The sequence below is a fragment of the Longimicrobium sp. genome (assembly GCF_036280135.1).
GTDB lineage: Bacteria > Gemmatimonadota > Gemmatimonadetes > Longimicrobiales > Longimicrobiaceae > Longimicrobium.
Window position 1 is genome coordinate 1 of record NZ_DASURI010000084.1, and the last position, 12,322, is coordinate 12,322.

Consider the following 12,322-nt stretch of genomic DNA (forward strand, 5'->3'; position numbering starts at 1 on the left):
AACCACCTCCCTCCCCCACGCAGTTTGTGGGGGAGGGTCGGGGAGGGGGGCGCTCCGCCATCCGCGCGATCTATCCCCTCCCCGCTCCATCCGTGTCCGTCATCTCCGATCCTCCTGCCCGATCAGCACAGCTCCGGCACCACGGGCACGGCCACGGCCTTGCGCGGGCGCCCGCCCGACCCGGTGCCCGCGCCCGCACGGCCCGCGAACGGGTCGGGGACGCCGCGCAGCTCCGTGGGCACCGTGGCGCCGTCCGCCAGCACGACGACGGACAGCAGCTCCGGCAGCTGCCACTTCTCCATCACCAGCCGCGCCTCGGCGTTGGCCTCCGGGCGGGCGATCATCCGCCACACGTCGTCCTGGCGGCGGAACAGGTTCACACCCTGCACCGTCCCCACGCCCGGCACCCGCGCGATCACCACCTCCAGCTCGCGGTCGCTCACCCCGCGGGCCAGCGGCCATCCCTCGCCCGCCGGCCCGCCCGGCGCCAGCGGCCACAGGTACGCCCGCAGCGCCTCGCGCACGGCGTAAATCGTGGCGTCGCGCCCCGCGCCCTCCGCGATCCCGATGGACGTCGCCAGCCCCAGCGGCACGTACTCCGCGCCGATCACGTACAGCTCCGTCGTCACGGGGCGCACGGCGTCCAGGTGGGCGTGCACGCGCTCCAGGAACGGCCGGTCCGGGCGCGGGTTGGGCGCCTGGCGCAGCTCCTTGCGCGGCAGCACCATCACCGACACCACACCCGGCACGTCGTCGCGGCGCTGCTGCGGCTTGAAGCGCGGCAGCACCTCCACCCGCCCCGCCCGCACCCCCGGCGCCGACGCGGCCAGGTGCCGGTAGTCGTCCGGCGTGACCGCGCGGTTGCGGTGGCGAAAGAGCTGGGGGATGCGGCGCTCCGCCTCGGCCAGCGTCTCCGCCGCGTCACCGCCTTCCGTGGCCAGCGGCTGGTGGACGGCCAGGCGCGTCATGGGCGCGCCGTCGTGGCCGTAGCCGCTCACCTTGGTGAGCGTCCCCGCGGGGAGGTTGCCGCCCTCGCCGCCGCCGGCCCGCATCCGCGCCACCCGCACGCGCATCCCCGTGCGCGGAACCATGCCCCGCATCCCGTCGCCGAAGCGCACGGTGCCCGCCTCCTCGTCCAGCTGGTAGACGGCGTCGTCGCGGCCGGCCGTCGCCAGGTCCTCCACGCGCGCCCACGGCACGTAGCCGCGCTCGGGGTCCTCCACCTCCAGCACGAACGTCTCGCGCTCGATGCTCGTCCCCGGCAGCTGCACCGCCTGGTCGGGCGATCCGTCGCTCTCGCCCACGACGCGGCCCGTGACCGTCTGCCGCTGGTCGATCTCCACGGCGTTGATCCCCACCCAGCTCACGGGGAGCGACTCCAGCGCCTCCGCCGGGCGCAGCCGCAGCCACGCTACCAACCGCGCGGACTCCGCCGGGTTGTCCAGGCGCGGCGGACGGGCGCGGCTCCCCGCGTCCGGATCCAGCCCCGCGTCGTTGGCCGGCGCGCCGATGTCGTCCTCGCCCGGCAGCGCCAGGCGCACCACGCCGCGCCGCGTGAGCTCGCCCGTGCCGTCGTCCAGCACGTCCAGCGCGAGGTACTCCGGCTCGTCCCCCGCCCAGCGCGGCGTGCTGATCTCCCACACCACCGGCGTCCCCGCCGTGCGCCCGATGCGCTCGTCCACGCCCGGCACCTCCACGGCGGGCGCCACGCCCACGTTCAGCACCTGGCTGGCGCCGAGGATCTTCCGCACGTCCGCCGGCTTCACCTCGCCCGGCGCCAGCAGGGCGATCCACAGCGACTGGTCCACCGTCTGCCGCACGAGGTCGAACCCCGCCGGGTCCGGCGCGCCCGCCGCAAAGACGGGCGTCGTCACGTACGCCACGGGGTGCTCGTCCTCCGCCAGGCCGTACAGGTCGCGGAGGGCATCCACCAGCGGCGCCATCTCCTCCTGCTCCGTCTCCGACAGCGCGCGCTTGTGGTACGCCGCGCCCTCGACCGGGAGGACGGTGATCTCCTGCCGCGTCTCGAACGGCACGGGCCCCTTCAGCGTCGCCAGCGCGCGCAGGGGGACGGCCACGGGCGCGTCCTTGGCCCGCGGATCGGAGAGGACGACGAGGCCGCGGGCGGCCTGCGCGGGGCGCATGGGCACGCCCACCAGGCGCAGAAAGGCCAGGCGCTGGCGCTCGGGGACCAGGTTGGCGCGGTAGAGGATGGTGTCCGCCAGCCAGGCGAACAGCTCCACCATCGTGCGGCCGGGGTCGCCGGGACGCGGGTTGGTCCACTCCGGCGTGTGCGCGGGAACGCGCGCCAGCAGCTCGGCGACGAGGTCCTCGTAGCCGCGGTCGTCCAGGGCGGGGGGGCGGATGGGCATCGGCTCACCCCTCCCGCTGCTCGAGGACCACGCCCAGTGTCCGCGCGGCGCCCGTGCGGCGCAGCCGGTAGCCGATCTCCACCCGCAGCCGTCCCGGCTCGCCCTCCACCTCCCAGACTTCGACTCGATCCAGGGCGATGCGCGGCTCCCACCGCTGCAGGTGGTCGTGCACGGCGTCTCGGATCTGCCGGCGCGTGGTCAGCGTGGCCGGCTCGTGGACGTAGTCCTCCAGTCCGGCGCCGAATTCCGGGCGCATGAGCTGCTCGCCGGGGCGCGTGCTGAGGATGACGCGGATCTGCTGCCGCACGCTGTCCTCCAGCGTGGGCCAGCCCAGCGCCCCGTCCGCGTCCGGGACGGGGAGCAGCGGCCAGCCCAGGGGCGGCGCGGCAATGTCGGTAAACGCCGTCATAGTCGGGGCGACGGGCTCTTGCGGGGGATGGGGATGCAGATCTTGATGAACGGCAGCCACCAGAAGATGATGTTCAGCAGCTGGAGAAAGATGTTCAGCACGATGAACGCGCACAGCGTGATGAGCGGGATGCTGAACCCGCAGATCCAGTCCACCGTGATCCCCGCGCTGCCCTTTCCGATCTCCAGCGGCTTCTTGATCTTCATCCCCGCCAGCGCGTCCTGCAGGCTGGCGGGGACCTGGAACGCCACGTTGGGCTTGAGCTTGGCCATCTCGCTCAGCTTTGCCTCCGGCAGGGCGATGCGGACGGGCGCCGCGTCGCCGGCCTCGTACCAGGGCACGATGCTGAACGGCTCGCTGGGCTCGCTCCACACGAGCACGGGCGGGCACTCCTCGCATTCGCGGACGCGGACGAACGCCCGCACCTGGTACAGCGCGCCCGGCCGGTCAAAGCGGCCCACGGCGCTCGTCATCTCGTCGATGCGGCGGTTGACCAGCGGCTCCACGCGCCGGCGAAGCTCCTGCTGCCACGCGCCCGCCGGGATCGTCCACTCCGCCGCCGCGCCGATGGAGCGCGCGTCGTCCCGCTCGAAGACGGCGGCGGCGGCCTTCAGCACGTCGCCCAGCCGGCGCGTCTGCTGTCGCTTCGGGTCCCCGACGTTCCACACGCCGATCCCATTCAGGTGCGCGAGCAGGTGCTCGGCCTCCGGCGACCCGTCGAACGCGCCGATCCCGCGCAGCAGCGACACGTCGCCGATGCGGGCCAGGAAGCGCGCCTGCTCGGCCTCGTCGTCCGGCAGCTCGTCGGGCTTCACGACGGACGGCAGGCTGAACGTGCCCGGCCGCAGCGACGGCGGGATCATGGCCGCCACGCCGTCCGCGTCCGCGCGGGGCGCCTCGCCGGCGTTCTCCGCGCGCTCGCTGCTCGTCAGCGGCAGCACGCCGTACAGCAGCGTGGCGCCCGCGGCCTCGCACGCGTCCGGCGGCGCCGTGAACAGGGGGACGACGGTCTCGCCCCAGCGGTTCCAGTCCACCTCGCGCTGGCGCAGCAGGGCCGTGACGGCGGGATGCCCCGCGCGGAGGGGCGGCCGGCGCCGCGCGGGATCGGGGTCCTGCGTGGCGCGCCCGCCGTCCAGCCGCTGCCAGCCGTGGATGGCGTCGCCGTCGCGCAGCCAGCCCTCCACCTCGTGGGACCCCGGCGGCGCCTTGAGGTCCACCGGCAGCACGTTGCCGTTCGCGTCGCGGCGCTGGACGAGGCGGCGGATGACCATCCCCGCGCCCTCGATGCGCCGCGGGTTGGCGCGCGGGCTTCCCGGCTCGTCGCACAGCAGCTCCAGCGCGGCCAGGTGAAAGACGCGGTGCACGGGCTGCCACAGCCGCAGGGCGCTGGAGCGCGCGTCGCGGTCGGCGGCCACGGTGCGGCGCGCGTCGGCGCGGCCGGCCTCGGAGCGTACCTCGCGGAGGAGCGAGGGGATGAACTCCTGGTCGCGGCGCTTGAGCAGCGACGGCGCGCCGCCGCCGCCCAAAAAGCGGACGCCGCGGAGGAAGTGCGCGTGGCCGGCGGGCTTTACCATACGTTCCCCGCCCCCGGCGTGTACGTGGCGCTGATGACGGTGTTGGTCTGCAGCACGTCGCATTTGACGATGCCGGAGAACTGGCTCATGGCCGCGTCCACCTTGACCATCCCCGCGCTCACGTCCACCTGGCTGGCCTCCACCTTGACCGATCCGCCCGTCCGCACGGTGACCTTGGCGGATTCCATCGTGATGACGGTGGAATCCATCACGCTCAGCTCGATCGTGCCGCCGCCCTGCTCCGTGAGCGTGCCCTTGACCCCGCCGGGCGTCTCGAAGCTGATGGTCGGCCCGGACGAGTCCTCCACCATGGCGATGCGCGTTCCCTGCTTGCCCGTGAAGGTCCAGCGGTCCACGCGGTCGCCGGCGAACGCGTCGGGCGGCGCCGCGCTGCCGCTCCACAGCCCGCCCACGACGACGGGCATGCGCGGATCGGCGTTCACGAAGCAGACGAGCACCTCGTCGCCCACGTCGGGGATGAGGAACGCGCCCCGCTCCGCCCCCGCGAAGGGCACGGCCACGCGCGCCCACAGGGGCGCGTCCTGGTCTTCCGGCCCGTCCCATCCCAGCAGCCGCACCTGCACGCGGCCCAGGCTGTCCGGGTCCTGGACGGACACGACCTCGGCCAGGTAGCTGGCGTTGAGCCCCCAGGTGCGGTGCACGGGGGCGGCGGGAAGCGGGGTGCCGATCACGCGCCCTCGCCCAGGAACGCGCACTCCGCCTGGAAGTGCGTCTGGTAGCCGTTCTCCATGTCGAACCGGTGCGTGGCGCGCACCACGTAGAACGTGTTGCTGAAGCGCGGCCCCAGCCCCTGCAGCGTCACGTGCGTCCCCACGCGGAGGGCGGGGTTGCCCTGCGCCGTCGCTTCGACGGTCACGAAGCGGCGCGCGCGGCGGTCGTAGACGGTGTCGGCCAGGGCCTGGGCCTCGGCGTCCGTCATCACGGCCACCTCGCGCACGTGCTCCGCCCGGGGCCCGATGGCGCGCTGCAGCGTGTCCGCGCCCGTGGCGCCGCGGCCGGGACCCGGATGCGCGCCCGTGGACTGCACGCTGATTCGCGCGCCCTGCGCCGGGTCCCACCCCGTCGCGGTGACGGACGACACCTGGTGGCCCAGGTCCGCCAGCACGCGCGCCTCCAGCAGCTGGCCGTGCATCGTCAGGCTCACGGCGCCGCGGCGGACGTCGGCGCGGGGGCTCACGTGCAGCTCCGTGCCGACGACCTGCAGGTCGCCGTCGCGGTCGGCCAGCAGGCGGCGCAGGAAGGCGAGGTCGCTCTCGTTCATCTGCACCTGCGTGCCGATGCTGCCTTCGAATCCCGTGATGACGGGCGTGAGCGACAGGTCCGATGCCATGCCGCGCGCCAGCCGGGCGATGTCGGCGTCCTCGTGCACCGTCGTGCGCCGGGCCATGCGGGCACGCTGCAGGGCATCTTCCGCCAGCACCACCAGCTCCGGCGTGCCGTCGCGGGGAAAGACGCCCTCCAGCCCCGTGACCACGCCGCGAAAGATCTCGCTGGGCGCGCGCTCGTCGCCCGCGTAGACGGTGAGGGTCTTGCCGAAATCCAGCAGCCGCGCGTCTTCCCAGGCAAAGTCGGCGTCGCCGCACTGCGTGTCGGCGATGTTGCGCACCGTGAGCTCCAGGGCCGACATGCCGCCCTCGCTCTCGGTCATCTCCATGGCCGTGAGCAGGGTGTTGAGCGTCTCGTCCTCGCGGCCGTCCACGCGCACGGTGGGACGCGCCGCGTAGACCGGGAGCGGGCTCAGCGCGGTCTCAGGCACGGTGCGGTTCCGTGAGGGGGTGGACGATGCGGATCACGACAGGGATGCGATGGCGCGGATGATGGACGTGGAAAGACGGGTCCGGTTGCAGCGCGCCAACGATGCCGGCGCGGCGCCCCAAACCCGTCTCAAACCCGCCGCGCGGGTGTTCGCTTGATGGTGCAGATGACGGGCGGTGGTAAGATTGTCGGGTGGGTGCGATGCGATTAGCTTCGTGGATCCATCCGAACGGCTCCGTAGCGGGGTGCGACCGCGCTGGCAGCAGGCGTGCGACCTGACCGATACCCCTCTCTGACCGAATGCCACCAGTCAAGTACCACGCCGGCAACTTTCCTCCCCGCGACATTCGGTGGGAGGTACTTATTCCGCTCCTTGGTCCGTCGGCAGCCGCGGTCGCGCGATACGACGGTATGCTCGCGGCGATTCCCAACGCAGACGTCCTGCTGTCCCCGCTGACAACTCAGGAAGCAGTGCTCTCGTCGCGGATCGAGGGCACGCAGGCCACGATGGGTGAGGTCCTGGGTTTTGAAGCCGGGCAGGGCGCGGCCAGTCCAGCGCGACAGGAGGACATCCACGAGATCCTCAACTACCGGTCCGCCATGCGTGAGGCGGAAGCGCTCCTGCGCACTCTCCCTCTATCGCTGCGAGTCGTCCGCGCCGCGCATCGTGTGCTGATGTCGGGAGTGCGCGGCGGGCTGTCCGCGCCGGGAGAGTACCGGCAGGTGCCGAACTGGATCGGACCACCCGGCTGCTCCATGGAAGCTGCCCGGTTCGTACCGATCGACGCCGCGGGACTGCCGCGCGCGATGGGCGAATGGGAGAGGTTTGCCCACGAGCCCATGCCGGATCAGCTGGTGAAGCTCGCCGTTCTTCACGCCGAGTTCGAGGCCCTGCATCCGTTCCTGGACGGGAACGGGCGGATCGGGCGCATGCTGGTCCCACTGTTCATGTGGCAGGAGGGGCTCATCCGCCGCCCGATGTTCTACATCAGCGCGTACTTCGAGGCCCGTCGCGAGGAGTACTACGCACGACTGCTGGGGGTATCCGAGAGCAACGACTGGACGAGCTGGTGCGTGTTCTTTTTGGAGGCCGTACAGGCACAGGCAGAGCAGAACCTGGAAAAGGCCCAGGGCATGTTCCGTCTGTACGAAGAGATGAAGGTGGCCTTCGCCGACGCGACTCGTTCCCAGTACGCGATCCGGGCACTCGACTGGATCTTCGCGCATCCAATCTTCCGGACGTCGGTGTTCGTCCAGGGCTCGGGAATTCCGGCTGCGACGGCGACGCGGTTCGTGAGGGTCCTGCGCGAGAACGGCATACTTCGCGAGGCTGTACCGGCAAGCGGACGACGGGCCGGTCTCCTCGTGTTCCCGTCGCTGCTGAACCTGGCCGAAGGCAAGGTGGTGTTCTGAGCCACGGAGTAACATCTACGGAACTAGTCACTCACAAGTCGGGTTCTGTGAGTTACAAAATCACTAGATGCGCATCGGTGATTCACAAACTGGGGCAACACTCCCCAAAGAGGGCTTAAGCTGGAGGAAACTGCAGGGATGGAGCCACTTGCGATGCGCCCGGGCTCGGGAGCGGCTGAGGAAGGATGGCGGCCCGCGGCGACCGCCATGGAGGGCAGGCCGCCCCGTCATTCTTGAGACGCCTCAAGGACGCCAGTGTTATTCGGCCGCCGCGCCGGCCTGGCTCTCTATGGCTTCGCAGCGGCACTGCCTCTCAACCTCCGCAATCGGCCGCTAGTCCGCGAACAACCGCGCGCGGCGCACGGCAATCCGCTCCACGGCGCGCCGGATCTGGGCGACGTCGCAGCAGCCGGCGGCTCCGCTCTCGGCCGACGACGTCGTGTCTTCGGCGGCGACGCCGCGCTCGGGCTCCACGGTGCCCACCACCTCGTCGAAGACGACCGCCATCTCAGCCTCCGTCCCAGGTAAGCTTGCCCTTGAGCGACACGCCCGCGCCCACGTCGGCGCGCAGGCTGGCGTTGCCCTGCACCAGCGCCCGTCCACCCACCGCGAACGATGCGCCCGCCTCCGTGGCCACCTGCGCCGCCGGCGCCCCGGCCACCAGCCGCGTCACTTCCATCCCGCCCGTCGAGACCGTCTTCGCCTTGACGCTCAGCCCCGCGAACGCCCCCTGCGACGCCGATACGCCTGCCGACGCGGACGCCCCCGCCTTCACGCTGATCGACGCCGATCCGCCGATCCCAACTCCGGCCGATCCGCCGATCCCAATCCCCGCCGATCCGCCGATCCCTATCCCAGCCGATCCGCCAATCCCAATCCCGGCCGATCCGCCAATCCCGATCCCGGCCGATCCGCCGATCCCAATGCCGGCCGATCCGCCAATCCCGATCCCGGCCGATCCACCAATTCCAGCCCCGGCCGATCCGCCAATCCCGACCCCGGCTGATGCACCGAGGGACAGGCCGGCGCCGCCGGAGGCGAACGCGGCGGGGCCGCCCAGCTTTACGCCCGCGGCCAGGTTGAGGCTTCCGCCCGTGCCGAAGCGCATGCTCTCCGCGCCGTTCATGGCGGCCACGGCGCGCGCGGCCGACGGGTTTCCCGCGCGGGTGGCGGCCTGCTGCGGGCTGCCGCGCTGCGATCCCCCGGCCCCGCGCTCCTGCGACGGATCCCGGCGCAGGTCCGGCGACGGCACCTCCACCGCCGTGGCCGTCAGGTTGCCCGAGACGCCGGACGTCTTGTCCGATCCGCCCGCGAACACCTGCTCCGTCTTGGCCGCCAGCGTAAGGTTCAGCGACGCGCGCAGGGGCACGCCGTTGGGGCTGAAGAAGTCGATGGTCTCCTTGTAGCTCTCGACCGTCCCCTCGAACTTGTACGCGCCCCACTCAAAGCGCACCACGGGCGGGATGCGGTTTTCCGGCTGCATGAGCCGCGCGACGCGGATGGTGGTGTTGCGCACGTCCGTGCCCTGCATGGACGTGTCGAACACCAGGTCCATGGTGAGCTTGCCGGTGCTCTGCGTCACGTACTGCTGCGCGCCGCCGCCCGACTGCTGCATGGTGTTCTGCACCGCGTACTGCAGCGACACGGGGTTGAAGTGCACGTCGATGGTCTCGCCCGTGCGCGTCCCCGTGAGGATCCTGAAGCAGGCGCGCAGGAACTCCGTGTCCTGGCTCATGACGCACCCGCCGGGTACACCAGCCGTAGCCCCTCGTGGGCGATGTGCAGCTCCTCGATCCCCACGTCGCTTCCCTTTCCGCTCAGGTCCGCGGCCTTGAACTTCACGGGCAGGGCGCGGTCCAGCTCCCAGGCCAGCACCTCGTTGCCCTCCGCGTCGCGCATGCTGATGCGCGCGTACAGCCGGATGGCGTAGGCGCCCTGCCCCACCATCCAGAACCAGCGCCACAGGTCGCGGTTGGCCGTCATCCCGCGCTTGAGGACGACGGTGGCGAACGTCACCTGGCCCATGCGCTGCACCGCGCCGTAGTTGCGGCCGCCCTCCTTGATGACCTTGGGCTCCATGGTGGCCTCCAGCCCCGTCACCTCGCTGAAGGCGCCGCCACACAGGGGCACGTCGCCGCCGCCCTCCTGGCGAAAGTCCACCTGGAAGCGAAAGACGTGCAGGGGCGCGTACGCCTGCCGCTGGCGCGCGGCGTCGTCGTCCACGGGCGTGTTCACGCGGCGGCCTCCCTCTCCGGGTCGCGCAGCAGCGTCACGGCGCCGCCCTCGTCCAGCCCCAGCACGACGGTGATCTGCTCCACGGGCGCGGCGGGCTGCAGGACGATGCGGGCCACCATCCGCCCCGCATCCAGGTCCGTCTGCGTCATGGTCGATCGATCGCAGCGCACCTGGAACGCTGCTTCGGCCGATTCGCCGCGCAGGGCGCCGTCGCGCAGCAGGCCGGAGAGCAGCCCGCGGAGCGAGTCTTCCACGCGGCGCCACGCGGACGGGCCGCTGGCCTCGAACGTCACCTCCTCACCCAGCCGGCGCGCCGCGCGGACGACGGCCGCGATCAGCCGATTGACGCCGGCGGGGCGGTACGCCTCGTCGCGCGACGTCGTCACGTCCGACAGCAGGCGGATGCCGCGCGGCGTCGGCCCGAAGAGGCTCACACGCTGCCCCAGCGTCCGCGCCGGGCCGCTGTTGCCGGAGCGCTCGCGGAGCTCGCGGTCCAGCTGGTCGCGGGCGATGGGCGGAAACACGTCCCACACGTCGCCCGCGTCCAGCACGGCCGCGCTGCGAAAGGAGCCGCGCAGCAGGGCGTTGCGGGCCAGCATCCCCACCAGGGCGCCCTCGCCCGGCTCCATCCCCTCCGGCAGCAGCGCGCTTCCCGGCGTGCGGATCCAGGGATAGACCAGCTGCACGAACGCGCTGGCGATGCTGTCCGGCGCGTCGCCCAGCACGCCGCGCATCCACCCGCCCTCCGTGAGAAAGCGCAGCAGCGCGTCGCCCGCCAGGAACCGCGCGGACGCCGCCTCCTCCGACATCTCGGAATACCGGTCGATGTCCACGGCCCGGCGCAGGTACTCCGTCTCGCCGCTCCCCGGCACCCGCAGCCCGTCGATCGGGATGGGCAGCGCCGCCACGAGCTGCACCTCGCGCAGCCGGCCGCGCAGCATGAGCGCGACCAGGCGGACGACCTCCGCCCAGCGCGCGTAGCCCCGCTCGTCGCAGCGCGGCGCGCGCACGGGCATCACGCGGACGTCGGGATCACGCACGCGCTCGTCCGCCGAGCACTCGCGGAACCGCTCCGGCGGCGGCGCGGGCGCGAGCAGCGGACGCAACGGCTCCGGCTCCGCCGCGGCGGCGTCCGCCAGGTCCGGCAGGGAGAGGTACGAGACGTCGGGAAGGCCGTAGAGGTGGGCGATGCCGCGCCACGTGCCGCGCTCGCCGGGCGACGCCGTGAAGCCGCCGCGCAGCCCGGGGACGAGCGCCGCCAGCGCGGCCAGCCGCTCCGCGCGCGGCGCGCCGAACGGCCAGGGGTCGCCCACGCGGATCACGTAGCACCGCCGTCCGCCCTGCGCGAAGAACGAGCGCACGGCCGCGCCCAGGTAGGTGCCGCCCGGCCGGTCACGGGGGGTGAAGTCGCCCGGCGCGCCGCCGCCGTCGTCCGGGCGGGAGGCGTCGGGGTACGGCCGCGCGTCCCAGGCGAACAGGCGGTCGAAGACGTCCCACGAGTCGATGGGCACGGGCAGGTCCAGCAGCGCCTCCACGTCCTCGTCCGTGCGCGTGTGCGGCAACGGGCGCGACGGGCCGGGCGGACGAAGCCACCCGGCCTCGCGCAGCCACGCGCGCACTGCACCCGGCAGGGGCGTGTACGGCGTGCCGGGGCCCGGGCGCGGCGCCCGGCGCCGTGCCACGAAGCCCGCGAAGCAGGCGATGTCGGCGCGGTCGGGGGCGCTGCCCGCCACCGCGCCCGCCGTCTCGAAGCGAAGGCCGCCCATCAGTGGTCAGCCCGTCAGTCGCCCAGGACCAGCGACTCGGCGCTCAGCACCAGCTCTTCCATGGCCACGTCGCCGCCGCCCTTGGCGGCCAGCGTGGGGCCCGTGTACTTGAGCGGGATCACGCCGCGCAGGGTCCACGTCTGCACGGCCTGGCTGGCCTCGTCGCGCAGGGTGATGGCCACGGTGCGCTGGGCGGCCACGCCCTTGCGGCGCACGTCCTCGATCCAGGCCCACAGGTCGGCGGAGCTCACGATGCCGCGCTTGAGCGTGACGTCGCTCACCTTGTGCACGCCGGGCACCTTGCGGACGTGGTTCTCGGGGTCGTTGCCGTTGCGGTACTCGGCCACGGTGATCTCCGTGCCCAGCCCGGAGACGTCCGAGAACCCGCCCAGCGGCTCCGTGGGCCCCACGGGACCGTTCAGGTTCACCAGGAAGTTGAATGCGCTGTACGGATGCGTACGGTCCGGCATCGTTCGGTTCCTCCGTTGAGGTCAGGTCTCATCTCGGTGGGGGACGGGTCCGGGCCGGGCGAGCGCCCCCCATCCCCGACCCTTCCCCCATGAACAGAATGGGGGAAGGGAGAACTTCGGTGCGGTGGAGGATGGATCGCGCCGGCAGCAACCCGCCCTCCCCCGGCCCCTCCCCGCTCGTTCCTCGCGGAGAGGGGAGAACTTCATCGTGGGCGCCGGGACCCTGCTGGAAGGCGAAGTATCTCTCGCCCGCCGAGGGCCCCCTCCCCCCGGCCCCCTGCCCCCGCTTCGCGGGGGAGGGGGAGAA

General features: G+C 72.6%; 11 protein-coding genes. 1 reads left to right on the forward strand and 10 read right to left on the reverse strand.

Annotation, left to right across the window (positions count from 1 at the left end):
- Positions 1-122: 122 nt before the first annotated feature.
- From VFZ20_RS02845 to VFZ20_RS02865, 5 genes are read right to left on the reverse strand one after another with little or no spacing between them, the layout of a single operon-like run.
- Entirely contained in the window at positions 123-2,372 is a 2,250-nt protein-coding gene (locus tag VFZ20_RS02845; RefSeq protein ID WP_329682310.1) for a putative baseplate assembly protein, read from the reverse strand.
- A 4-nt stretch (positions 2,373-2,376) separates the two neighbouring features.
- The gene (locus VFZ20_RS02850; protein ID WP_329682311.1) at positions 2,377-2,781 is read right to left on the reverse strand and encodes a GPW/gp25 family protein; all 405 of its coding nucleotides are present in this window, start codon (positions 2,779-2,781) and stop codon (positions 2,377-2,379) included.
- A complete protein-coding gene (locus VFZ20_RS02855; RefSeq protein ID WP_329682312.1) occupies positions 2,778-4,355 on the reverse strand; it encodes a hypothetical protein in 1,578 nt (525 codons plus the stop codon). The genes VFZ20_RS02850 and VFZ20_RS02855 overlap by 4 nt, the downstream gene beginning before the upstream one ends.
- Entirely contained in the window at positions 4,349-5,047 is a 699-nt protein-coding gene (locus tag VFZ20_RS02860; RefSeq protein WP_329682313.1) for a phage baseplate assembly protein V, read from the reverse strand. The genes VFZ20_RS02855 and VFZ20_RS02860 overlap by 7 nt, the downstream gene beginning before the upstream one ends.
- On the reverse strand, positions 5,044-6,132 hold the full coding sequence (locus VFZ20_RS02865) for a hypothetical protein (RefSeq protein WP_329682314.1): 1,089 nt from the start codon (positions 6,130-6,132) through the stop codon (positions 5,044-5,046). Before VFZ20_RS02865 ends, VFZ20_RS02860 begins: the two co-directional genes overlap by 4 nt.
- A gap of 299 nt (positions 6,133-6,431) precedes the next feature.
- Between VFZ20_RS02865 and VFZ20_RS02870 the strand changes: the two genes are divergently transcribed.
- A complete protein-coding gene (locus VFZ20_RS02870; RefSeq protein WP_329682315.1) occupies positions 6,432-7,544 on the forward strand; it encodes a Fic family protein in 1,113 nt (370 codons plus the stop codon).
- Positions 7,545-7,877: 333 nt separating this feature from the next.
- Here the strand turns inward: VFZ20_RS02870 and VFZ20_RS02875 are convergent, their stop codons facing one another.
- The 5 genes from VFZ20_RS02875 to VFZ20_RS02895 are packed head-to-tail and all read right to left on the reverse strand — an operon-like array spanning position 7,878 to position 12,015.
- Entirely contained in the window at positions 7,878-8,051 is a 174-nt protein-coding gene (locus VFZ20_RS02875) for a hypothetical protein (protein ID WP_329682316.1), read from the reverse strand.
- 1 nt (position 8,052) lies between these two features.
- Positions 8,053-9,279, reverse strand: a complete 1,227-nt coding sequence (locus VFZ20_RS02880; protein ID WP_329682317.1) for a hypothetical protein — start codon at positions 9,277-9,279, stop codon at positions 8,053-8,055.
- Positions 9,276-9,779: a phage tail protein gene (locus VFZ20_RS02885; protein WP_329682318.1), complete on the reverse strand. Its 504-nt coding sequence runs from the start codon at positions 9,777-9,779 to the stop codon at positions 9,276-9,278. Before VFZ20_RS02885 ends, VFZ20_RS02880 begins: the two co-directional genes overlap by 4 nt.
- Positions 9,776-11,545 (reverse strand): hypothetical protein, encoded by a 1,770-nt coding sequence (locus VFZ20_RS02890; RefSeq protein WP_329682319.1) that lies wholly within the window; start codon positions 11,543-11,545, stop codon positions 9,776-9,778. The genes VFZ20_RS02885 and VFZ20_RS02890 overlap by 4 nt, the downstream gene beginning before the upstream one ends.
- A 14-nt stretch (positions 11,546-11,559) precedes the next feature.
- Complete coding sequence (locus VFZ20_RS02895; protein ID WP_329682320.1) at positions 11,560-12,015, reverse strand: phage tail protein; 456 nt, start codon at positions 12,013-12,015, stop codon at positions 11,560-11,562.
- Between the last annotated feature and the right edge of the window lie 307 nt (positions 12,016-12,322).

What these genes read in the sequence shown, in the direction of transcription:
- VFZ20_RS02845 (WP_329682310.1), bottom strand. Translation starts at nt 2,372, where the DNA reads ATGCCCATCCGCCCCCCCGCCCTGGACGACCGCGGCTACGAGGACCTC.
- VFZ20_RS02850 (WP_329682311.1), bottom strand. Translation starts at nt 2,781, where the DNA reads ATGACGGCGTTTACCGACATTGCCGCGCCGCCCCTGGGCTGGCCGCTG.
- VFZ20_RS02855 (WP_329682312.1), bottom strand. Translation starts at nt 4,355, where the DNA reads ATGGTAAAGCCCGCCGGCCACGCGCACTTCCTCCGCGGCGTCCGCTTT.
- VFZ20_RS02870 (WP_329682315.1), top strand. Translation starts at nt 6,432, where the DNA reads ATGCCACCAGTCAAGTACCACGCCGGCAACTTTCCTCCCCGCGACATT.
- VFZ20_RS02875 (WP_329682316.1), bottom strand. Translation starts at nt 8,051, where the DNA reads ATGGCGGTCGTCTTCGACGAGGTGGTGGGCACCGTGGAGCCCGAGCGC.
- VFZ20_RS02880 (WP_329682317.1), bottom strand. Translation starts at nt 9,279, where the DNA reads ATGAGCCAGGACACGGAGTTCCTGCGCGCCTGCTTCAGGATCCTCACG.
- VFZ20_RS02890 (WP_329682319.1), bottom strand. Translation starts at nt 11,545, where the DNA reads ATGGGCGGCCTTCGCTTCGAGACGGCGGGCGCGGTGGCGGGCAGCGCC.
- VFZ20_RS02895 (WP_329682320.1), bottom strand. Translation starts at nt 12,015, where the DNA reads ATGCCGGACCGTACGCATCCGTACAGCGCATTCAACTTCCTGGTGAAC.